Source organism: Streptomyces anthophorae (assembly GCF_049310305.1).
Classification (GTDB): domain Bacteria; phylum Actinomycetota; class Actinomycetes; order Streptomycetales; family Streptomycetaceae; genus Streptomyces.
On sequence record NZ_JBLWQQ010000001.1, the window covers coordinates 894771 to 916650 of the forward strand.

17 protein-coding genes are annotated in these 21880 nt (G+C 71.4%); 12 read left to right on the forward strand and 5 right to left on the reverse strand.

Going from position 1 to position 21880, the window contains the following annotated elements:
• The first annotated feature begins 133 nt into the window (after window positions 1-133).
• The 3 genes from ACNYS0_RS03925 (at window position 134) to ACNYS0_RS03935 (ending at window position 3773) form a co-directional block, all read left to right on the forward strand.
• The gene (locus ACNYS0_RS03925) at window positions 134-1501 is read left to right on the forward strand and encodes an MFS transporter (protein ID WP_422471226.1); all 1368 of its coding nucleotides are present in this window, start codon (window positions 134-136) and stop codon (window positions 1499-1501) included.
• Between the two features lie 95 nt (window positions 1502-1596).
• A complete protein-coding gene (locus tag ACNYS0_RS03930; protein ID WP_422471227.1) occupies window positions 1597-2595 on the forward strand; it encodes a nuclear transport factor 2 family protein in 999 nt (332 codons plus the stop codon).
• Between the two features lie 263 nt (window positions 2596-2858).
• A complete protein-coding gene (locus ACNYS0_RS03935) occupies window positions 2859-3773 on the forward strand; it encodes an endonuclease/exonuclease/phosphatase family protein (protein ID WP_422471228.1) in 915 nt (304 codons plus the stop codon).
• 26 nt (window positions 3774-3799) lie between these two features.
• Here the strand turns inward: ACNYS0_RS03935 and ACNYS0_RS03940 are convergent, their stop codons facing one another.
• From ACNYS0_RS03940 to ACNYS0_RS03955, 4 genes are read right to left on the reverse strand one after another with little or no spacing between them, the layout of a single operon-like run.
• Window positions 3800-5005, reverse strand: a complete 1206-nt coding sequence (locus tag ACNYS0_RS03940; protein ID WP_422471229.1) for an alkyl sulfatase dimerization domain-containing protein — start codon at window positions 5003-5005, stop codon at window positions 3800-3802.
• 35 nt (window positions 5006-5040) lie between these two features.
• Window positions 5041-6387, reverse strand: a complete 1347-nt coding sequence (locus ACNYS0_RS03945; RefSeq protein WP_422471230.1) for an MFS transporter — start codon at window positions 6385-6387, stop codon at window positions 5041-5043.
• A gap of 15 nt (window positions 6388-6402) precedes the next feature.
• On the reverse strand, window positions 6403-7725 hold the full coding sequence (locus ACNYS0_RS03950; protein ID WP_422471231.1) for an alkyl sulfatase dimerization domain-containing protein: 1323 nt from the start codon (window positions 7723-7725) through the stop codon (window positions 6403-6405).
• Window positions 7722-9767, reverse strand: coding sequence for an acetate--CoA ligase family protein (locus ACNYS0_RS03955; protein ID WP_422471232.1), 2046 nt, complete (start codon window positions 9765-9767; stop codon window positions 7722-7724). The genes ACNYS0_RS03950 and ACNYS0_RS03955 overlap by 4 nt, the downstream gene beginning before the upstream one ends.
• A 111-nt stretch (window positions 9768-9878) precedes the next feature.
• On the opposite strand from ACNYS0_RS03955, the gene ACNYS0_RS03960 reads away from it, so the two are divergent.
• Entirely contained in the window at window positions 9879-11090 is a 1212-nt protein-coding gene (locus ACNYS0_RS03960; protein WP_422471233.1) for a PucR family transcriptional regulator, read from the forward strand.
• A 103-nt stretch (window positions 11091-11193) separates the two neighbouring features.
• Window positions 11194-13905 carry a glycoside hydrolase family 84 protein gene (locus ACNYS0_RS03965; RefSeq protein WP_422471234.1) on the forward strand — a complete coding sequence of 904 codons (2712 nt, stop codon included), beginning with the start codon at window positions 11194-11196 and terminating at the stop codon, window positions 13903-13905.
• A 46-nt stretch (window positions 13906-13951) separates the two neighbouring features.
• Here ACNYS0_RS03965 and ACNYS0_RS03970 read toward each other — a convergent pair whose 3' ends face one another.
• The gene (locus ACNYS0_RS03970; RefSeq protein ID WP_422471235.1) at window positions 13952-14911 is read right to left on the reverse strand and encodes an ABC transporter substrate-binding protein; all 960 of its coding nucleotides are present in this window, start codon (window positions 14909-14911) and stop codon (window positions 13952-13954) included.
• Window positions 14912-15474: 563 nt separating this feature from the next.
• On the opposite strand from ACNYS0_RS03970, the gene ACNYS0_RS03975 reads away from it, so the two are divergent.
• The 7 genes from ACNYS0_RS03975 (at window position 15475) to ACNYS0_RS04005 (ending at window position 21797) form a co-directional block, all read left to right on the forward strand.
• On the forward strand, window positions 15475-16479 hold the full coding sequence (locus tag ACNYS0_RS03975; RefSeq protein WP_422471236.1) for an amino acid ABC transporter permease: 1005 nt from the start codon (window positions 15475-15477) through the stop codon (window positions 16477-16479).
• 282 nt (window positions 16480-16761) lie between these two features.
• Complete coding sequence (locus ACNYS0_RS03980) at window positions 16762-17361, forward strand: winged helix-turn-helix domain-containing protein (RefSeq protein WP_422471237.1); 600 nt, start codon at window positions 16762-16764, stop codon at window positions 17359-17361.
• A gap of 10 nt (window positions 17362-17371) precedes the next feature.
• A complete protein-coding gene (locus ACNYS0_RS03985; RefSeq protein ID WP_422471238.1) occupies window positions 17372-18607 on the forward strand; it encodes an acyl-CoA dehydrogenase family protein in 1236 nt (411 codons plus the stop codon).
• Between the two features lie 131 nt (window positions 18608-18738).
• Window positions 18739-18840, forward strand: a complete 102-nt coding sequence (locus tag ACNYS0_RS03990; RefSeq protein ID WP_422471239.1) for a putative leader peptide — start codon at window positions 18739-18741, stop codon at window positions 18838-18840.
• Window positions 18841-18911: 71 nt separating this feature from the next.
• The gene (locus tag ACNYS0_RS03995; protein WP_422471240.1) at window positions 18912-20018 is read left to right on the forward strand and encodes an ABC transporter substrate-binding protein; all 1107 of its coding nucleotides are present in this window, start codon (window positions 18912-18914) and stop codon (window positions 20016-20018) included.
• Window positions 20019-20074: 56 nt separating this feature from the next.
• Window positions 20075-20872 carry an ABC transporter ATP-binding protein gene (locus tag ACNYS0_RS04000; protein ID WP_422471241.1) on the forward strand — a complete coding sequence of 266 codons (798 nt, stop codon included), beginning with the start codon at window positions 20075-20077 and terminating at the stop codon, window positions 20870-20872.
• Window positions 20859-21797 carry an ABC transporter permease gene (locus ACNYS0_RS04005; RefSeq protein WP_422471242.1) on the forward strand — a complete coding sequence of 313 codons (939 nt, stop codon included), beginning with the start codon at window positions 20859-20861 and terminating at the stop codon, window positions 21795-21797. Before ACNYS0_RS04000 ends, ACNYS0_RS04005 begins: the two co-directional genes overlap by 14 nt.
• The last annotated feature ends 83 nt before the right edge of the window (window positions 21798-21880 follow it).

Below are 21880 nucleotides of genomic sequence, written 5' to 3' on the forward strand. Positions count from 1 at the left end.
CAGCCGTGGAACGCCTCCTTCCACCCTCGTTCAACCTCTTGACGCCCCTCTCCCGGAACTCTAATGTTCACGCCTAGTTCATACGTATGCATTGCATGCACCCCTCATCATCCGCCGCGCGATCGGAGCAGCCATGTCCTCTGCAGCGCCACCCCGCACAGCCCCCGCGTCCGCCCCCGAGGCGGCGGAGAAGCGGAGCGCGATTCGCCGAGCCATCGGCGCGGGCAGCATCGGTAACTTCGTCGAGCAGTTCGACTACGGCCTGTACGGCTACATGGCCCCGATCATGGCCCCGGCGTTCTTCCCCGAGAGCGACAGGACCGTCGCGGTACTGGGCACGTACGCAATCATCGCGATCGCGTGTCTGGTCCGACCGCTCGGCGGCACGCTCCTGGGCCGCTGGGGCGACCGGGTCGGCCGCAGGAAGACCCTGCTGTGGACCCTCGTGGCGATGGGCGCCGCCACCGCCCTCGTCGCCGTCCTCCCCACGTACCACCAGGTCGGCATCCTGGCGCCGATCCTGCTGCTGATGCTGCGCGTGGTGCAGGGCGTGGTCTCCGGCGGCGAGTACGTCGGCGCGGTCGCCTTCATCGTCGAGTGGGCCGAGCCCAACCGGCGCGCGTACTACACCTCGTACGCCTCCAACAGCTGCTTCGTCGGCACGCTCGCCGGCGCCGGTGTCGCGGCGCTGACCAGCTGGGTCTTCGAGGGTCCCGCGCTGGACTCGTGGGGCTGGCGGATGCCGTTCCTGCTGGCGATCCCGCTCAGCCTGGTCGGCCTGTGGATGCGCAGCCGCATCTCGGAGAGCCCGGAGTTCGTGCGGGCCACCGAGGACGGCACCGACGTCGTCAAGTCGCCGGTGATCGAGGCCCTGCGGTCGCAGTGGCGGCCCATCCTGGTCTACTGCGGCATCTCCATCATGTGCGCGATCCTGTCCTACACCTGGGTCACGTTCTATCCGCAGTACCTGACGGACACCCTCGGCCTGCCCCGCTGGATGGGCCTGGCGTCCAACGCCATCTCGATCGCGGTCCTCATCCCGCTCCTGCCGCTGGCCGGCAAGCTCTCGGACCGGATCGGCCGCAAGCCGATGCTCATCTCGGGCGCCGTGGCCTGCATCGTGCTGGTGCCGCTGGCGTTCTGGGTGGGTGAACGAGGCACCTTCGGGGCCGCGATCGTCAGCCAACTCATCTACCTGGTACCGGAGTTCTTCCTCACCGTCATCGTCACCGTCTGCGCGGCCGAGCTCTTCTCCACCCGCACCCGGTTCAGCGCCAGCGCCATCGCGTACAACAGCTCGTTCTCCATCTTCATGGGGATCACCCCGTTCGTCGCGACACTGCTGGTCAGCACCTTCGACACGATCTACGCCGTGTGGGCCTACCTGGCCGCCGGCGCCGTCCTGGCCCTCGTCGTCGTGACCGCCTTCATGACGGAGACGTACCGGAGCGAGTTGGGCGCGGACAAGTTCGCCCGCAAAGACACCTCGCAGCCGGCCTGATCCCGCGCTCCGGCACCCCTTGCCGGACGCCCCGCCCACCCGTCACGCTACATACGCATACACTCACCACATCGCACTGGAACGGAAGAAGCACCATGGCCCTGGACCCCGTCGCGTACGAGCCCTACAACGACCCGGACGAGTTCATCCGCGAGGTGACCGACCGCATCTGGGTCGAGCGCGACATCGCCCACATCGTCGACAACTACGAGCCCGACTCGATCGTCCACGCCAGCCTCGGAACGGTCGTCGGACGCGACGGTGTGATCGAGGGCAGCACGATGCGGATGGCCGCCGTGCCGGGCCACGTCGGCCAGGCCGAGGACGTGGTGTGGGAGGCCCGCGGGGACGACGCGTTCCTCAGCTCGCACCTCGTCTTCTCCGCCGACGAGCACCTCGTGGACGGCCGCAGGGTCCGCGTCCGCAAGCGCACGGTCGCCAACTGCCTCTACCGGCGCGGCCGCATGGTCGAGGAGTGGGTGGTGCGCGACGATCTCGCGGACTGCCTCCAGCTCGGCATCGACCCGGACGAGGCCGCACGCGACCTCCAGTTCCAGGGCTACACCGGGTCGATGACCGAGGAGCCGCCGAAGGACGTGCTCCTGGAGGGTGTCAGCGGCCCGCGCCCCGACGACTTCCGCCCCGAGTGCGAGATGGTCCTCGAGTTCATCGAGCGGGTCTGGTCGCAACGCGAGCTCAACAAGGTCAACGACTACATGGCCCGCGACCTCTTCCTGCACACCATCGGCGACCGCACCGTCATCCGCCCGGAGCGCTACCAGGCCGATCTTCTGGAGATGGTCGGCCCGTTCCCCGACGCGCGCTTCGCCGTCCTGGACGTCCAGACGCACCACGCGGAGCGGTACGCCGGTCTGCGCGTCGCCGTGACCTGGACGATGCACGGCACGTACCGCGGCATCCCCGCCTTCGGCCCGCTCACCGGCAAGCCGGTCACGATGCTCGGTGTCTCTCAGTTCACGATCCAGGACGGCCGCATCGTGAAGGAGGTCCGCGTGTACGACGAGATCGCGCTGCGCGCGCAGATCAACGCCGGCCGGGAGGACGGCGCGGACGTGGCGGCGAACATCTACTGATCCCCCTCATCCACCGGCCCTAGCGGGACGGGTGCGGGCCCGGTGCGACATCGCGCCGGGCCCGCACCCGTTGTCCCTGCCCCGAAGAGGCCGCGCCACCCCGTACCCGGTCGGTCGCCCCGCATCACTCCAACACGCCCTGGGCACAGTGGAGTCAAGGGCCCACAGACGTCACATCCACCGCCGCCGACCGTTCACCTCCGCCTCACCCGAGTTCGCCATCGTGGGGCCCCTGCCCCGCCCCCAACGCACCGGGAGGACCCATGACCGAGCACCCCCGTCTCACCCGCCGCCACGGACTGCGCGCCGCACTCGCCGTGGCCGCCGCGCTCCCCGCCGCGGCGGCGGTCACCACCACCGCCGCCACGCCCGCGGGCGCCGCACCGGCGAGCCGCGGAGGCCGTCTGCACGTCATGACGTTCAACCTGCGCTACGCCTCCGACACCTCGCCGCACTCCTGGGCCGACCGCCGCCCCGTGATGCGCGAACTGCTCCGCACCGAACGACCGCACGTCATCGGCACGCAGGAGGGCCTGTACCACCAACTCCAGGACATCCACGCCGACTTGGGCGAGCACTACGCCTGGATCGGCACGGGCAGAGCGGGCGGCAGCCGGGACGAGTTCGCCACCGTCTTCTACGACACGCGACGCCTGCGCCCCGTCGAGTTCGACCACTTCTGGCTCTCCGACACCCCCGAGCTGATCGGCTCGAAGACCTGGGGCAACTCGGTGATCCGGATGGCCACCTGGGTGCGCTTCGCCGATCTCACCGAAGACGGAAAGGAGTTCTACCTCCTCAACACGCACTTCGACCATCAGGTGCAGCTCTCCCGCGTGAAGTCGGCGGAGCTGATCGCCTCGCGCGTCGCGGCCCTCGACACCTCCCTGCCGCTGCTGATGACCGGTGACTTCAACGTGGCCGCACACGGCAACCCGGTCTACGACCAGCTCCTCGCCACGGGCCTCGAGGACACCTGGGACGCGGCCGCCGTACGCAGCAAGCTCTACGCGACGTTCCACGGCTACAAGCCGCTCGTCCCGGACGGCGACCGCATCGACTGGATCCTCGCCACGCCGGGCGTGAGCGTGCACTCCGCGTCCATCAACACGTACGAGAAGGACGGCCAGTACCCGAGCGACCATCTGCCGGTGCAGGTGCGGGTCACGCTCGGCTGAGTCCCGCCCCCGCCCGGGCGCGTGGTTCAGTCCGTCACGCGGTAGAAGCTGCGGGACACGTAGCTGGTGGCCTCCTTCGCCCGCAGGGCGCACAGTTCGCTCTTGAGTTCGCGCGCCGCCGCGAGTTCGGGGTCGTCGCCGGGGGCCAGGGCCAGGAGGTCGACGACGTGCAGCGCCTCCTGGACCCGGCCCTCGTCCCGCAGCCGTGCGGCACGGTCGAGCACCGCCTGCTTGTCGGTGATCGCGTCCGCGCGGGCCGCCGCGGCGACGGCCGGCCGCGCGGGGTGCAGGGTCGTCGGGTTCCCGTCCCACCAGCCGGTCTCGGAGCGCACGATGTCCCGGACGATGTACTCGCGGTGGCCGTAGGTCTCCCGCATCCATGGGACGTCGAACAGCTCGGCGGGGTAGTCGAGTTCGTGCACGATGTCGTCCGCGCACCTGCCTTGGTTGAGGCGGTCGACGACCGCGCCGCGCAGCCAGCGCAGGGCGGCCGCGGTCGCGGTGAGCTGCCCGGCGCCGCCCTCGCGAATGACCGGCCCGAACTCCGGGACGACGGTGGCGGGTTCGAGTGCGGCGAGCCGGTCGAGGGTGTCGGCCCAGCGGACGGTGTCGCGCATGGTCCGCATCGGTGTGCCGATGTTGGGGATGCCGTTGATGACGGCGGCGCTGCCGTACAGGATCCGTTCCTCCGGGAGCCATACGGCGGTCACGTCGTCGGTCTCCGACGGGGCCCACAGCAGTCGGACGGTGCGTCCCGTGCTGCCGAGCGTGAGGGACCCGCCGTACGTCTGGTCGGGGAAGGTCAGCGGCGGTACGGCCGGAAACGCCGCTGAACCCTTGCGGAACTGGCGGGTGTTGATGTGGTTCTGGAGTCCGGCGGTCTCCAGGTACTGGCGGTAGCGGCGGACGACGTTCTCGTGGGCGATGACGGTCGGCCGGGGCTCGCCGCGTTCGGCCGCCGCGTCGAGGAAGCCGGGCACTCCGTAGTTGTAGCCGAGGTGTCCGTGGCTGTAGACGATCCAGCGCACCGGTTTGTCGGTGTGCTCGCGCAGCCGGTCCAGCGCCTCGGGGACGACGGCCGGGGCGGGCCCCGAGTCGATGACCAGCAGCCCCTCTTCGGTCTCCACGGCGAGGCTGTTGCCCTGGAGGCCGATGGTGTAGACGCCGGGTGCGACGACGTGGACCTCGCGGGAGCCGAGCAGGGGGTTGTCTTCGGGCTTCGTGGTGAGCACGGTCGAGGCTCCTTCGTGCGGGGCGGGTCGGGGCTTCAGGGGTGGGTGCGGCCGAGGCGGCGGGCGTCGCGCTCGGGGCGTACGAAGATCACGGCGAGCAGGCCGCCGACCAGCATGAGCACGCCCGCCGCGGTGAACGCCAGGCCGTATCCGGCGGCCGGGTCCGGTGCGGCCTCGATGATGAGCCCGGTGACGTACGGCGCGAGCAGTCCGGCCGTGGTGACGATCCCGACGGTGATCGACAGGACGGAGCCGCGCTGCCGGGTGGGGGTGATCTCGCTGGTGACGGTGACACCGATGGCGAAGAGGATCCCGCCCAGGCTGAACGCGACGGTGAGCAGGGCCAGTTGTGGCCCGCCGGCAGGGGCGAGGGGGAACAGCAGCATCGCGAGGCCCGCGACGAGGATGCCGACACCGCCGAGCACTCCGCGCGCCGTCCGGCTGGAGACACCTCGCCGCATCAGCCACTGCGTGAGGATGCCCTGCCCGAGGTTGAACACGGCCGTGGCGATCCACGGCAGCACCACCAGGGTGCCGGTGGTGGCCGCACTGTAGCCGAGCACGGTCTCCAGGTAGGGCGGCACCCATGCGATCAGCAGGGCCAGCGCCCAGTAGGCGGCGAAGGCCCCCACGAAGCCGCCCAGCCAGGTGCCGCTGAGCAGGATGCGGCGGTAGGGGACGCGCGGCTCGTCGGCGACCGGTGCCCCGCCCACCTGCGGGGACTCGGCGTCGGAGACACTCCCCTCCCTGCCCAGGACGGCCCACACCAGTGCCCACACCACACCGACCGCGAACAGGGACACGAACGCCCACCGCCAGCCGAACGCGGCGATCACCGCGACGAGCAGCGGGGACGCCAGCGCGACACCGATGCCGGGGCCGACGTTGAGCAGCGCGGTGGGCAGGCTGCGCTTCTCGTTGGGGAACCACTTGTGCACGGCGTGCATGGCCACCGGGTTGGCGGGGCCCTCCGCCGCGCCCAGGACCACGCGGCTGGCGAGCAGGACACCGAATCCGACCGGTGCGAGGACCGGCAGCATGGTCAGCGCCCACACCACGGCCATCGCCATGAGCAGCCACTTCGTGGGCACGCGGTCGGAGGCGAAGCCGACGAGGATCGCCGAGAGGCTGAAGAGGAAGTAGAAGCCGCTGGAGAGCAGCCCGTACTCGCTGGGGCTGAGCCCCAGGTCGTGCATGATCGGCTTCGCCGCCAGGCCGAGGACGGCCTTGTCGAGGAAGTTGATCAGCATGAAGACCAGCAGCAGGAAGGTCACCAGCCAGGCGCGCCGGGGGCCGCGGTGCCCCGGCTCCCGCGACTGCGGGTGACGGTCGGGTCTCGTGCCGGTCCTGGCGGAAGCGGGGTGTGCGGAGGGGACGTTCACGCCTTCACTCCTTCGTCAAATGGCCCACCGGGTACGGCCCGCGGTCCGGGCGCGCAGCTGGCTGTCGAGGTCGTCGCCCGCGAGGACGGCGCGGGACTCGGCGGCGGCCCAGGCGTAGACACCCTTGGCCATCGTCGACGTGGCCGCCTTCTCCAGAGCGGCGAAGACTTCGGCGCGGGCCGCGTGTGCGTCCTTGTCGTCGGGGGCGGCGTCGGCGGCAAGCTGGGCGAAGTGGCCGGCGAGCCGGTGTTCGCCGCGGGCGAGGAGTTCGCGGGCACGTTCGGCGAGCCGGTCGGCGCCGCCGGTCAGCTGCGCGATCTCGCGGGACAGCTCGCTCCGGCGGGCGGGCTTGAGGTGGGAGGGGTCTCCGTCGTACCAGCCCCCGTACAGCCGCCACAGGTTGCGGACGACGAACTCGGGCTCGTCGTAGGACGGTTTGAGGTACGGCTTGCGCAGCAGCTCTGCGGGGGCGGTGACCTCGTGGACGACCTCGTCGAGGGTGGCACCGGCGTTCATGGCGGTCAGTGTCTGGTCGTGCAGGGTTTGCAGGAAGTCGGCGGTGTCGGTGAGCGCGGTGCGGATGCGCTCGGCGCCGACGATCGGCACGCCGTGGCCGGGCAGCAGGATCTCGGCGCCCAGGGAGGCCATCCAGCGCAGGGCCTGCGCCCACTCCAGGGCGTAGCGCTGGACCTTCTGCGGGTTGCCGGGGTTCGGCGACGACCAGATGAAGAAGTCGCCGCAGCACAGGATGCCGCGCTCGGGCAGCCACGCCATGGTGGCGTCGTCGGTCTCGCCCCGCGCGTGCCGCAGCCGTACGTCCAGGTCTCCTACGCGCAGATCGGTGCGGTCGGAGTAGGTGAGGTCGGGGTGGCGGTAGTCGGTCGGCCACTGGAAGTCGGGGCGCTGGAACTGGCGTTGGTTGATGACGCCGTTGTAGCCGGCGGTCGCGGCGTAGCGGCGGAAGCGCGGTGGGGTGTTCTCGTGCGCCACGACCAGGGGTCGGGGCGCACCGCGTTCGGCGGCCTCGGCGTCGAAGGGGGCCACCCCGAAGACGTGGTCGATGTGGCCGTGGGAGTACACGGCGGTGTGCAGCGGCGCGTCCGTGCGGGCCCTCACGGCGGCGTGCAGATCGGCCGCCGTGCGCTTCTCCCCGGTGTCGTAGCAGAACAGGCCGTCGGAGGTGGGGAACAGGTAGACGTTGCCGAAGGCCGGCCACATCCACACGCCGTCGGCGACCTCGCGCAGTCCTTCGCGGCGCAGCTCGCCGGAGTGGTAGACCTTCGTGCTTGCCTCGCCGCGCCATACGCGGTCGGCGTATTCGAGCAGGTCGTCGGTCACTTGCTGGCTCCTTCTTCCTCGTGGTGCGTGATGAGCGCGTCGACGGCGATCAGCCGGTCGCCGACGACGCACAGCGGGTTGATGTCGACCTCTTCGATGCCGGGGTGGGCGTCCAGGAGCCGGGCCAGGGAGGTGATGGCCCGCGCGGTCTCCTCTGCCGGTGCGTCGAGTACGAAGGCCGCCCAGTCGGCGAGTGCGCGGATCTGGTCGTCGGTGGCCGGCAGCAGCAGTCCGCGCCGTGGCGCCTCGGGGTCCTCGGCCCGGTCGCCGCCCGCGCCGAGCAGCAGGGCGGTGCCGTAGACCGGGTCGTGGGTCGCGCCGAGGGCCAGTTCGGAGGTGTGTTCCAGGAGGGGCTGGGCCACCAGGCGACGGTCGGGGTCGGTGGACACCGTGTCGAGCAGCTGCATCAACTCACCCGCTGTTTCAGCCAGTTGGGTGTCCTCCACTCCGACGCGTACGAGTCCGTGCCGCGCCCGGTGCGGGACGTCGGCGGCGTCGCCCTTGAGGACGTAGGGCCCGTTCCAGCCGGCGCCGCGCACTGACGCCGCGAGCTCGTCCGCGCTCCCGGCGGACACGGTCGGGACGTGCGCGATGCCCGCGGCCTCGGTCAGCGGCGCGGAGCGCAGCTCGGACCAGGCCCACTGGGCCTTTTCGGACCGCTGCCGCGGCACCGCCCTGGGCGGCACGGCGTCCGGGACGAGAACACGCAGGCGCCGCAGGAACGCGCCGATGCTCCCCAGCACCGTCTCCGGCATCCCGAGCCGTTCGAGTTCGCCGGTGGGTGCGCACGCCCACACGAACCAGGCCGGTGTGCGCATCGACTTCGCCGCCCGCGCGAGGCGGTGGTACGCCTCCGGGAACAGGTCGCCGAACGTCAAGTACAGGACGACGCCGTCGAGTTCGGGGTCCTCGTCGAGCACGCCCAGGAGGTCCTCGACGCGGTCCATCCAGCGGAACAGGTTGCCGCCGAGGTCGACGGGGTTGGCGTCGGTGGCCTCCACCCCGCCGATCTCGGCCAGTCGGCGCCGGGTCTCGGCCGACAGCGCGGGGACGCGGACGCCCATCGCCGTCAGGTTGTCGGCGAGCACACCGCCCGCGCCTCCGGACATGGTGAGGACCGCGAGCCGCGGCGCGGGCGGGAGCCGGATGCCCCGGCGTGCGCACAGCACGGCGTCCACGAGCTGGTCGTCCTCGGTCACGAGGCGGATGCCCTCCTGCCGGCACAGCGACGCGAGCAGCAGGTGGTCGCCCGCGACGGCCGCGGTGTGCGAGAGAGCGGCCCGGCGGCCCTCGGCGCTGCGGCCCACGGTCAGCGCGACGACGGTCTTCCCCGACTCCCGGGCGAGCCGCCCCAGTTCCCGCAGGCCCGCCGCGTCGCGGACCCCCTCCAGGTACAGGACCAGCACCTCGACGTCGGGCTGCGCGAGCAGGTGGCCGCCGAGTTCGCCGACGGACAGGCAGGCTTCGTTGCCGACGCTGGCGTAGTAGGAGTACCCGAGGCCCGCCCGCTCCAGGAGGTCGGCGAGGACGAAGCCGACCGCTCCGCTCTGCGTGACGATGGCGACGGGGCCCGGCTCCAGGCGCTCGCGGTCGAGGAACACCGTCGTCGACACCTGGACCCCGGCCGGGCGGCTCACCAGTCCGAGGCAGTTGGGGCCGAGCACCGGCATGTCCCCTGCGGCGGCGCGCAGTTCGTCCTGGAGCGCGTCGTCGCCCTCCTCGGCGAAGCCGGAGGCGTAGACGACCGCCGCGCCCGCCCCGGCCTCGCGGGCTTCGCGCAGCAGCCCGGGCACGGTCGCCGCCGGGGTCGCGAGGACGACGAGGTCGGGGCCGTGCCCGATCTCCGCGAGCGACCCCACGGTCCGTACGCCCGGGAGGGTCAGCTCTCCCCTGGTGACGGCGTAGACATCACCCTCGTATCCACCGGACAGCAGGCGCCGCACGGTGATGCGGCCCCAGGACAGCTCCTGGGACGCCGACACACCCACCACGGCGACGGACTTCGGCCGGAACAGCGGCTCGCAACGCATGACATCGGGCACCAACGGACATCTCCCTGTGGCTCGGTCCACCGCGGACGGCTCCCACTGTGCCGACGCGAACCACCGGGAGTAAGCGCTTGGTCACCAGGATTTCGGCTAGCCTCCTGTGACATGTCACAAGGGCTGTGGGACAGGCTGGAGCGGCGAATACCGGCGGTGGCCGACCGCATCATGCGCAGGTACGTGGACGGTTCCCCGCACTACCAGGGCGTCGTGACGGAGCATCTGCACCGCCACATGGCGCACACCTGCCGCGAGGGGGCCCGGCTCTACGTCCGCATGGCGCGGGAACTGCGCGAGCCGCGCGAGGAGGAACTGCGGCTGTTCCGCGAGCGCGCCCACGCGCGGGGCGCGGAGGGGCTTCCGGCCGCGGACTTCATGGAGGCCTATCACCTGTGCGCCGAGGAGCTGTGGCACGAGCTGACGCGGATCGCAGGCGGTGAACTGCCGCCGGAGGCGGGCGCGGTGCTCCTGCGCTGGGTGCGCCACGTGACGCGCGAGGCACTCGACGCGCACCAGCAGGAGTTCCAGGCGGCACGCAGCGAGGAGCGCGAGGCCAGGCGGGCAACCGTGCGGGCGCTGGTGGCGGGCGAGCGGGCCGACGAGTCGGCGACGCGGTTCGGCATCCGGCTCGCCGACTCCTACGCGGTGCTCGCGCTGGGCTTCGCCACAGAGGCCTCGGAGTCCGTCGGGGACGCGCTCGGGCGCCGCCTCGCGGGGCGCCGCAAGGTGCACCGGCTCACCGAGGAACTGCTCCGCGCCTTCAGCGAGGCGGCAGGCGACGCGGACCTCCTGACCGCGCTCGACCCGGACGGCGGACTCGTCCTCGTCCCGTCGGATCCCGGCCGCCCGGACGACCACCTGGAGACGGCGCGCTCCGCGCTGCACCGGGCCCAGCAGGCCACGGGTGTCGACATGACCGCGGGTTTCGCCCACGCCGGTGACCACGCCGGGATCCCGTCGGCGGCCGCGCAGGCCCGCCGGCTGCTGCCCCTCGCCGTCGCCCCCGGCGAGGTGGCCGTGCTCGGTGACCATCTGTTCGCCTACCACCTCCGCCACGAGAGCGAGGCGGCCCCGCGGCTGCGTTCCCTCGTGGAGCGGCTGCGCACCGAACCGGACCTGCTGACAACGGTCGGCGCCTACTTCGCGAACGACTTCAATCGGCGGCAGACCGCGCAGCAGCTGCACGTACACCCGAACACGATCGACAACCGCCTGTCCCGTGTCGACGCGCTGACCGGCGCCAACCCGCGAACCGCACAGGGTCTTCTGGTGCTCGGCGCCGCGCTGGGACTCGGCGGATCAGCGCACCGGGATGCGTGAAACTGCTCGAACTGCCCCTTGTTCACACAACATTGACAGCCCATCACCGAAGTGGTCTAGTCCGCTACAGCATGTCGTGTGTGCCCACCGTGGAGGTTCACTCATGTTCCGCCCGAAGCACAGATCACGCAGGACGCCGCTCGTCGCCGTCCTCGCCGTGGCGGCTCTGGCCGCCGCTCCCCTCACCTTCGGCTCGGGCCCGGCCGCCGCCGGCCCGGGGTCCGGGGCCGACGAGGGTCCGCCCGCCATCACCCCGGCCCCGCACAGCGAGCGGCAGCGCCCCGACCGGGTCACCATCACCCCCGCCGTCACGGTCGTCACCGGCGCGAAGTCCGATCCGGCCGCCGTGAAGCTGACCACCGCCGCGCTGAAGGCGGCCGGTGCGCGCGAGGTCACCACCGCCCGGAAGGCCCCCGCCGGCTCCGGTTCGCTGGCGGTCTACGTCGGCGGCCCGTCCGAGAATCCGGCGTCCGCGGGCGCGCTCGACGGCCTGGACACCGAAGGACCCGCCGGGCTCACCGCCGAGGGGTACGTCCTCGCCATGGGCGGCAAGGGCGCGGGCCGCATCGTGCTGTCCGGCGCCGATCCGACCGGCACGTACTACGCGGCGCAGTCGCTGCGCCAGGTGCTGCCAAAGCGCACGGCCCCCGGCACCACCGTGCGCGGCCTTGCCGTGCGCGACTGGCCCGCGACGCCGGTGCGCGGTGTCATCGAGGGCTTCTACGGCACCCCGTGGTCGCACGAGGCGCGCCTGGACCAGCTCGACTACTACGGCGCGCACAAGATGAACATCTACGTGTACTCGCCGAAGGACGACCCGTATCTGCGCGCCAAGTGGCGCGACCCGTACCCGGCCGAACAGCTGGACCGGATCGAGGAGTTGGTGGAGCGGGCGCGGGCGAACCACGTCGAGTTCACCTACGCCCTCTCCCCCGGCCTGAGCGTCTGCTACAGCTCCGCCGCCGACCTCACGGCGCTCACGGACAAGTTCCAGACGCTGTGGGACATCGGAGTGCGACAGTTCGCGGTGCCGCTGGACGACATCAGCTACACCGACTGGAACTGCGACGCGGACAAGGCGAAGTGGGGCACCGGCGGCGGCGCCGCCGGTCAGGCGCAGGCGTATCTGCTCAACCGGGTCAACCAGCAGTTCATCAAGACCCATGACGGCGCCCTGCCGCTCCAGATGGTGCCGACGGAGTACTACAACACCACCTCCACGCCGTACAAGACGGCGATCTCCGGGCAGCTCGACAAGGATGTGCTCGTCGAGTGGACGGGCGAGGGTGTCGTCGCACCGACGATGACGGTGGCCCAGGCGAAGCGGGCCAAGGCGGTCTTCGGGCACGCGATCCTGACGTGGGACAACTATCCGGTCAACGACTTCGCGACCGGCCGGCTCTTCCTCGGCCCGTTCAGCGGACGCGAGAAGGGGCTCGCCGAGGAGCTGGCCGGGATCACCGCCAACCCGATGATCCAGCCGTACGCCTCGAAGCTCGCGCTGCACACCGTCGCCGACTACACGTGGAACGACGCGGCGTACGACCCCGATGCCTCCTACCGCGCGGCCGTCGAGGAGATGGCCGACGGGAAGGCAAAGGTGGCGCGGGCGCTGCGGGCGTTCACGGACCTCAACCACAGCTCGCGGATGGACTCCGTGGAGGCGCCGGAGCTGTCGAAGCTGGTGAAGGGGTACTGGGACGGTTCCGTCCCGGCGGCCGAGCTGACCGCCGCCTTCGCGGCGCTGCGGGACGCGCCGGAGACGATCCGCGGCGGCGTGGAGAAGGGCTTCGTCGCGGACTCCGGACCATGGCTGGACTCGGCCGAGGCGTGGGGCAGGGCCGGAGTCGCCGCAGTGCGCATGCTGGAGGAGCAGCGCGCCGGGCACGCGGACGCGGCCTGGACGCTCCGTCAGCAGCTGCCCGCTCTGGTGGCGGAGGCGAAGTCGTTCCGGTACACCGATCTGGGCGGCGGCAAGGTGCCGGTGGTCGTCGGTGAGGGTGTGCTCGAACCGTTCTTCGCGAAGGTGCGGGACACGTCCAACAAGGACCTCGGCCTGCCGCCGCAGCCGACCGGCACGACCAAACTGCCGGTCTACAACGGCAATACGGCCGACCGGATGACCGACGGCGACGACTCCACGTACTTCTGGAGCAGCCGGGCGCCCAAGACCGGTGAGGGTGTCGGTGTCGACCTGGGAGGTGAGCAGCCGCTCGGCTCGGTGACGGTGGCGATGGGCAAGTCCGGCAGCACCGAGGACTACCTGCACAAGGGTGTCCTGGAGTATTCGTCGGACGGCACGACGTGGCACGCGCTGGGCGCGGAGTTCAGCGGGAGGGCGACGTGGACGGCGGACGTGCCGAGCGGCACGAGCGCCCGGTACGTGCGGGCCCGGGCGACGGCCGACCAGACGAACTGGCTGGTCGTCCGGGAGTTCACGGTGGCGCGCACGGACCGCCCGACGGTGAGCGGCGGCCCGGCTCCCCAGGACGGCAGCAGCCTGGCCGCGGCGGCGGACGGCGTCCTGGAGAACGCCTACCGTGCGGCTTCCGCCCCCGCGTCGGGCGATGCGCTCACGGTGACGTATCCGGCGGCGCGCGCCGTGTCCTCGGTGACGGTGCTGCGTCCGGACGACGCGGCGTCCTCGAAGGCCGAGGTGCAACTGCGGGTCGGCGGCACGTGGCAGGACCTCGGCCCGCTCGACGGCTCGGTCACCGCCCTGCCCGTGCCCGCCGGGGCGAGCGCGGACGCGGTGCGGCTCGTGTGGGGTGACGGATCGGTGGCGCCCGTGGTGAGCGAGGTGATCACCAAGTAGTGAACGGGGCGGGTGCGGGGAACCGTTGGCGGCTCCCCGCACCCGCTCAGGCGTGCTCGGGCGGGTTGACGCGTGATGTCTCGATCGCGGACTCGGACGTGCCCCACTTCTTGAGGATCCGCTCGTACGTCCCGTCCTTGATCAGCTCGTTGACCGCGGCCTGGAAGGCCTTGGTGAGCCGGGAGCCCTTCTTGAAGGCGAAGCCGACGTCGAGGCGGTGGAACTCGCCGAGGAAGGTGGTCTGCGAGGCGGACTTGCTCGCCTGGTGGCGCAGACCGTTGATGGTCGACATGATCACATCGATGCGGCCCTGCTGGAGTGCGGTGAGGGTGGCGCCGTTGTCGGAGAAGACCTGCACGTCGTAGGGCTTCTTGCCGGCCTTGGTGCAGCGTGCCTTCTGCGCGTCGAGGGTCGCCTCGAAGGTGGTTCCCGCGCCGACTCCGATGTGCCGGCCGCAGAGCTGCGCGAGGTTGGTGATCTTCTTGCCGAACGAGGTGTCACCCGTCTTGACCGCGAAGCCCTGGCCGTCGTTGATGTAGGTGACGAAGTCGATGGTCTTCAGGCGTTCGCTGGTGACACCGAAGTTTCCGGTGCCGAGGTCGTACTTGCCGCTCTCCAGGGCCGGGAGAATCGTCTCGAACGAGGCGTCCTGGCGTTTCAGTCGGATCCCGAGCACCTTGGCCGCCGCGTCGGCGAGGTCGATGTCCTGACCCACTGGCTTCTTTCCGGTGCCGTTCGGGTAGTACGCGGCGGGCGGCCCGCCGGTCGAGCTGCCGATGCGCAGCGTGCCCTTCTCGCGGACGTCGGCGGGCAGCAGCTCGGCGGCGGAGTCCACCTTGCGGACGGCGGCGACGGGGTTGCCGCTCGGCGCGGCGGCGGCCTGCGCGCCCCCGCCCGCCGCGCCGCCGCTGTCGGTGTCGCCCGAGCCGCAGGCGGTCAGCGCGAGGAGCGGCAGCAGGGCGAGGGCGGCGAGGCGCGGTCGGGTTCTGGTCCCGGGCAGGTTCACGGGTCGGGGGCCTTTCGGGTGTGCGGGCAGCGCGCGGCGCCCGCGGGGCGGCGGGTCGGGCAGGTGGGTGTGACGACGCCGGGCGCGGTGTCACGTGCGGGGACGTGTCACGCGTAGGTGTCGTGGAAAGAAGTGGTGTCGCGGCAGCGCGCGTCAGGAGAGGACTCGGCCCGCGACGGGGGCACCGAGGGAGGGAAGGGCCGGTCAGAGGGCCCGCTGCCGGTTCAGGCGCAACACGCCGCGGACCACACCCGACCGAAGTCGATGTGGTCACGCGAGACCAGGCGCTGGGCAGTCATGCGGACAATTGAGCAGGACATCGGCGGCCACGTCAAGCGGCGCCCGCATGCCGGGCGGCCTCTACTCTCCCGTTTCCAGGCCGTGTTGACACGTGCGCGGCGCGGGCGCATACGATCGGCGGTGGACCGGCCGCGTCTCCCGCGGATCCGTTCCGGCCGCGTTGAGGGACGCGGCACATGTGACGACGCCACATCCGTCCACGCCTTCCCGCCTGTGCCGCGGGGCGCCTTCCGCGCCCGCGCCTCCCTCTCCGGAGACCTTCGATGACCACGACGTCGTCCTACGTCACACACTCCCCCGCCGCATCGCCCGATGATCCGGCGCCCGCGGCGTCCGCCACCCGGATCGTGCCGCGCAGGCACCTGGGCCGCTGGGCGTCGGCGGCCGTCGCGCTGCTCGTCTTCGCGATGGTGCTGAACTCCGTGGTCCGCAACGGCGCCTTCCAGTGGGAGGTGGTGGGCCACTACTTCACGACCTCCGCCGTGCTCGACGGACTGCTCCTGACGGTGTGGCTGACCGCCGCCGTGATGGTGCTCGGGTTCCTGCTCGGCACCGTCCTCGCGACGATGCGACTGTCCGCCAACCCGATTCTGCGCACGCTGAGTTGGGGGTACGTGTGGATCTTCCGGTCCACGCCGCTCCTTGTGCAGCTGCTGTTCTGGTTCAACATCGGCACCCTGTACCCCACGCTCGGGCTCGGCATCCCGTTCGGCCCGGAGTTCGTCACGGTCAAGACGGTGAACCTGTTCGGACCCACCCTCACCGCACTGATCGGCCTGACGCTGCACGAGACCGCGTACGCCGCCGAGGTGGTGCGCGGCGGCATCATCTCCGTGGACTCCGGGCAGACCCTGGCCGCGCAGGCGCTCGGCCTGAGCAGGCGCCGCACCCTGCGCCGGATCGTCGTGCCGCAGGCGATGCGCTCGATCGTGCCGACCGCGGGAAACATGCTGATCGGCACCCTGAAGGGCACGAGCATCGTCAGCGTGCTCGCCGTGCACGACCTGCTGTACTCGGCGCAGCTCATCTACAACCAGACGTACCAGGTGATCCCGCTGCTCATGGTCGCCACGCTCTGGTACATCGCGGTCACCAGCGTGCTCAGCGTGGGGCAGTTCTATGTGGAGCGGCACTACGCGCGGGGCGACTCGCGGACGTTGCCGCCCACTCCGTTGCAGCGCCTTCGCGCTCGACTCAAGGCCGCCCGTGCCTGGTTGAGCAGGGTGACGGCGTCCGACGCGCGCCCCACGATCGACGGCGACCGGTGAGCTGCGCCACGCCTTCCCCACTTTCCCTACCGAATTACTAGGAAATCCTTGACCCGGCCCGTCCGGGCGCACAGGATGGTGCACATGTCCCGTACGCAGCAGCGACTCGTTCGTCGTCGGCATGTCGACTTTGGTCACGTCGTCAGCGCCGCGTGCTGTCGCGCGTAAGGCACCCGGCCCACCGGCCGGACCGTGCCGCTCCGCACGCCAATTCCCCGGCCATCGGGGCGCGTTCATCCACTACGCCCCGGCGGCCCGACACACCATCGAGGGACACCCGCCATGACCACGGCACCGCAGACCCGCCCCACCCAGGCCACCGCACCACCCTCCGACGCCCGCCACCTCAGCCTCGTCCGCGACACCCCGCGGGGCGGCGGCGCCGGGCAGCGCGGCTCCGTACCGATGGTCGGATACCTGCTGCTCGTCCCCGAGGGCACCGACCCCACCGAGCTCTTCGCCGAGGGCGGGCCCCGGCCCGAGCTCCGGCCGGTCGACCCCGCGTCCCCGCCCCCTCTCCCGCCGGCCGCCGCACCGCCCGCGAACGAGGACGTCATCCGCATCGACCCGGTGCGGCACGTGGCCGAGCTGGAGGGCCGCGAACTCGACCTCACCTACCTGGAGTTCGCGCTTCTCGCCCACCTCGTGCAGCGCCCGCACCACGTGCTGACGCGCGAGCTGCTGGTGACGGCCGTCTGGGGATACGACCACGTCGGCGACGGCCGCACCGTGGACGTCCACATCGCCCGGCTGCGGCGCAAGCTGGGCCGGGCCCACCGCCAACGGATCGTCACCGTACGACGCGTGGGGTACAAGTACGTCCCCGAGCGGCGACCCGACGGGCAGGAGAGCTCCGACTCCGCCCCCTGCCACCGACCTTGAGGAGAACACCGTGACGGTCCCTGCCATCGCGTCGCCCCGCACCACCTCGGCCCACGAGGGGACCGGCTCCGACCATCCGTACTGGCTGCGGGTGGCCCGCGAGGTCGCGGACGATCTCGCCACGGACGCGGTCGCCAGGGAGCAGGCGGGCAAGGCCCCCGTCGACGAGGTGTCCCGACTGCGCGAGGCGGGCCTGCTGACACCTCCGGCGTCGGCCGGGGCCGACGGCGGCGGGGACTGGGACTGGGCCGCCGCCCTCGCCGTCGTCCGCGAGATCGCGGCGGCGGACGGCGCGATCGGCCAACTCCTCGGCTGTCACTACTTCTTGGCGGGCAGCGCCCGGTTCTTCGCCGGGCCCGCGCTCGCCGCGCAGCTCGAGCAGCGGTCCGCGGCCGAGCAGTGGTGCTGGGGCGGCGGGTTCGCCCGCCAGGAGCCCGCACTGACACTGACCAGGAGCTCCGGCGGTCTGGTGCTGAACGGGCGGCAGGACTACACCACCGGGGTCCTGGCCGCCGACCGGCTCGCCGTGCGGGCCGTGCGGGCGGACACGGGCGCGCCGCTCGCCGTCGTGATCGACGCCGGCGGGCCCGGTGTCGTGATCGACGCCGCGGCGGACACCTTCGGCCGACGGCTCGCGGCCGGCGGCACCGTGGAGTTCGACGACGCGCCGGTCACCGCCGACGACGTGCTCGGCCCCCTCTCCGCCGACGAGGACTTCCTGCCGCCCCGGACGGCGCTTGCGTCGCCGGTCGCCCACCTCGTCTCCGTGCAGGTGCTGCTCGGCACGGCCGAGGGGACACTCGCCGAGGCCCGCGAGTACAGCAGGGCGGGCCGGACACCCCTGCATCCGGCCTGGCCGGTCGGCAGCCCGCACGATCCGCAGGTGCTGACCACCTACGGGGAGCTCACGGTCCTCATCCGGTCCGCGTCGGCGCTCGCCGACCAGGCACTGGGAGCCGTCCAGGCGGCCCTGACGCTCGGCGACGAGCTCGCCTACGACGAGTACGCGGAGGTCGCCGCGCTCGTGACCATGGCGGAGACCGCCGCTTCCCGGGCCGCCCAGGAGTCCACCACCCGGGCCCTGGACATCGTCGGGCCGCGCGCCGCCTCCGCACGTCTCGGCTTCGACCGCTTCTGGCGCAACGCCCGCACCCACACGCTGCACGAGCCGCTCGGGCATCAGCTCCGCGACATCGGCGACTATTTCCTCAATGGCGCGCAGCCCCCGTTCGCCCTTCCCGCCTGAGGGTTTTCACAGCGATCTCGAAATACGAGACACGTACGTCCATATGATGAACACCCTCTTGGGGTGAGCGCCACCTTCTGCCACGATCCCTATCTGTCAGGTAGGAAAACTCGGGAAGCCAGGGGGTGGCCATGCGTACGCTCAGCCGCGCGGATCTGTCGCGCCTCCTGCTGACCTCGCGCCGCCACATCGACCTCGGCCGCACCGCCAGCGCCATCTGTCGCGCCGCCTGAACCACCGGCCCCGGTCCCACGGCGCCCCGCGCGCCTCCCCTGAACCACCCTTTTCCCGAGAGGACACCTCCGTGTCTCCCGCACGCTCCCGCACCACCCTGCGCGCCCTCGCCGCCACAGCAGCACTCCCCCTTCTGCTGAGCGCGTGCGGCTACGGCTCCCAGTCGAACGACGGCGGCGACCAGGCCAAGGCCGCGTCCGGCGGCAAGAAGCTCTCCGCCGACTCGGTGAAGATCGGCTACTTCCCCAACCTGACGCACGGCACCGCCCTGGTGGGCGTCCAGCAGGGACTCCTCCAGAAGGAGCTCGGCGGCACCGAGATCAAGCCGTCGACCTTCAACGCGGGCCCCTCCGAGATCGAGGCGCTCAACGCCGGCTCCATCGACATCGGCTGGATAGGCCCCTCCCCCTCCATCAACGGCTACACCAAGTCCCAGGGCAAGTCCCTGCGGATCATTGGGGGTTCGGCCTCCGGCGGCGTCAAGCTGGTCGTGAACCCGAAGAAGATCAAGTCCCTGGACGACCTCAAGGGCAAGAAGATCGCCACGCCCCAGTTCGGCAACACGCAGGACGTCGCGTTCCTCAACTGGATCGCGGAGAAGGGCTGGAAGGTCGACGCCCAGAGCGGCAAGGGCGATGTCTCCGTCGTCCGCACCGACAACAAGATCACCCCGGACGCCTACAAGTCCGGCTCCATCGACGGCGCCTGGGTGCCCGAGCCCACCGCCTCCAAGCTCGTGTCCGAGGGCGGCAGGACCATCCTCGACGAGGCCGACCTGTGGCCCGACAAGAAGTTCGTGATCACGAACATCATCGTGTCGCAGAAGTTCCTCAAGGAGCACCCGGACGTCGTCGAGGCCGTGCTGCGCGGCTCGGTGAAGACCAACAAGTGGATCAACGCCAACCCGGCGAAGGCCAAGGCCTCCGCCAACGCGGCGCTCCAGAAGCTGTCCGGCAAGGCGCTGCCCGCCAAGGTCATCGACCCGGCCTGGAAGTCCATCGACTTCCTCGACGATCCGCTGGCCTCGACCCTCGACACCGAGGCGAAGCACGCGGTGAAGTCCGGTCTCCTCGAACAGCCCGACCTCAAGGGCATCTACGACCTCAAGCCGCTCAACAAGGTCCTCAAGGCGGAGGGCGAGGACGAGGTCGACGACGCCGGTCTCGGCGCGAAGTAACAACCCATCGGACCGGGCACGTCGAGGAATTGACGAGCCCTCAGGAGGTGACGCCCATGGCCACCATGACGCCCAAGTCGGCCGAGGCCGTCGAGACGGTGACCCACGCAGCACGCATCGAGCACGTCTCGAAGTCCTTCCCCGCGCCGGGCACGCCCGGCGGACAGCAGCTCGTCCTGGACGACATCACCCTCGATGTCGCGCCGGGCGAGTTCGTCACCCTCCTGGGGGCCTCGGGCTGCGGCAAGTCCACCCTGCTCAATCTGGCCGCGGGCCTCGACCTGCCGTCCGCGGGCTCCATCGCCACGGACGGCAGGCCCGCCCTGATGTTCCAGGAGCACGCGCTGTTCCCGTGGCTGACCGCGGGCAAGAACATCGAGCTGGCGCTGAAGCTGCGCGGAATCGCCGCCCAGGAGCGGCGCACCGAGACGGAGCGACTGCTCGACCTCGTCCGGCTGAGCGGCGCGCACGGCAAGCGGGTGCACGAGCTGTCCGGCGGGATGCGCCAGCGCGTGGCGCTCGCCCGCGCGCTCGCCCAGGACAGTCGGCTGCTGCTGATGGACGAGCCGTTCGCCGCGCTCGACGCCATCACCCGCGACGTGCTGCACGACGAGCTGACCCGCATCTGGCAGGAGACGGGTGTGTCCGTGCTGTTCGTCACGCACAACGTGCGCGAGGCGGTGCGCCTGGCCGAACGCGTCGTCCTGCTGTCGTCCCGCCCCGGCCGGGTCGCCCGGGAGTGGACGGTCGGCCTGCCGCGGCCGCGCCGCCTGGAGGACACCGCGGTCGCCGAACTGTCCGCCGAGATCACCGAAGAACTGCGTGGGGAGATCCGCCGCCATGGCCGCCACTGACCACACCGCCACCCTCGACGCGGAAGCGACGAAGGACGGCTCCGCGGCGCCCGGCGAGCCCGGACGCCCGAACGACCTCGCGGGCCTGGAGGCCGGGCTCGACGCACTGGACTCGGTGCGGGCCGCCCGTACGCCGCTGGGCGAGACACTGCGCCGCAAGGTGCTGCCGCCGGTCACCGCGGTCGCCGTCGTGCTGGTGGTCTGGCAGCTGCTGGTGTGGGCGGGGGTCGTCCCCGACTACAAGCTGCCCTCGCCCGCCGATGTCTGGGACGAGGTGCGCACGGCCTGGCTCCAGGGCACGCTCCTCGACTCCATCTGGACGTCCGTGTCACGCGGTCTGTTCGGCTTCCTGCTCGCCCTCGCCATCGGCACACCGCTCGGCCTGCTGGTGGCCCGCGTACGGTTCGTGCGCTCGGCCATCGGCCCGATCCTGTCGGGGCTCCAGTCCCTGCCGTCGGTGGCGTGGGTGCCGCCCGCCGTGATCTGGCTGGGGCTCAACGACTCGATGATGTACGCCGTGATCCTGCTCGGCGCGGTCCCGTCCGTCGCCAACGGCCTGGTCGCGGGCGTCGACCAGATCCCTCCGCTGTACCTGCGCGCCGGCCGCAACCTCGGCGCGACCGGGCTGCGCGGGGCCTGGCACATCGTGATGCCGGGTGCGCTCCCCGGCTATCTCGCCGGGCTGAAGCAGGGCTGGGCCTTCTCGTGGCGCTCGCTGATGGCCGCCGAGATCATCGCCTCTTCGCCCGATCTCGGGGTGGGCCTCGGCCAGTTGCTGGAGAACGGCCGCAACAACAGCAGCATGTCGCAGGTGTTCCTGGCGATCCTCCTGATCCTCGTCGTGGGCATCGCCATCGACCTGCTGATCTTCAGTCCGCTGGAGCGGCGGGTGCTGCGGGGGCGGGGGCTGCTGGCCCGACGCTGAGATGGCGTAGCGCGTTGCTGCACGCGGGTGTCGTGGGGCCGCTCGAGATGCGAGCCTCCGTGCGGTCTGGTGATGTTTTAAGT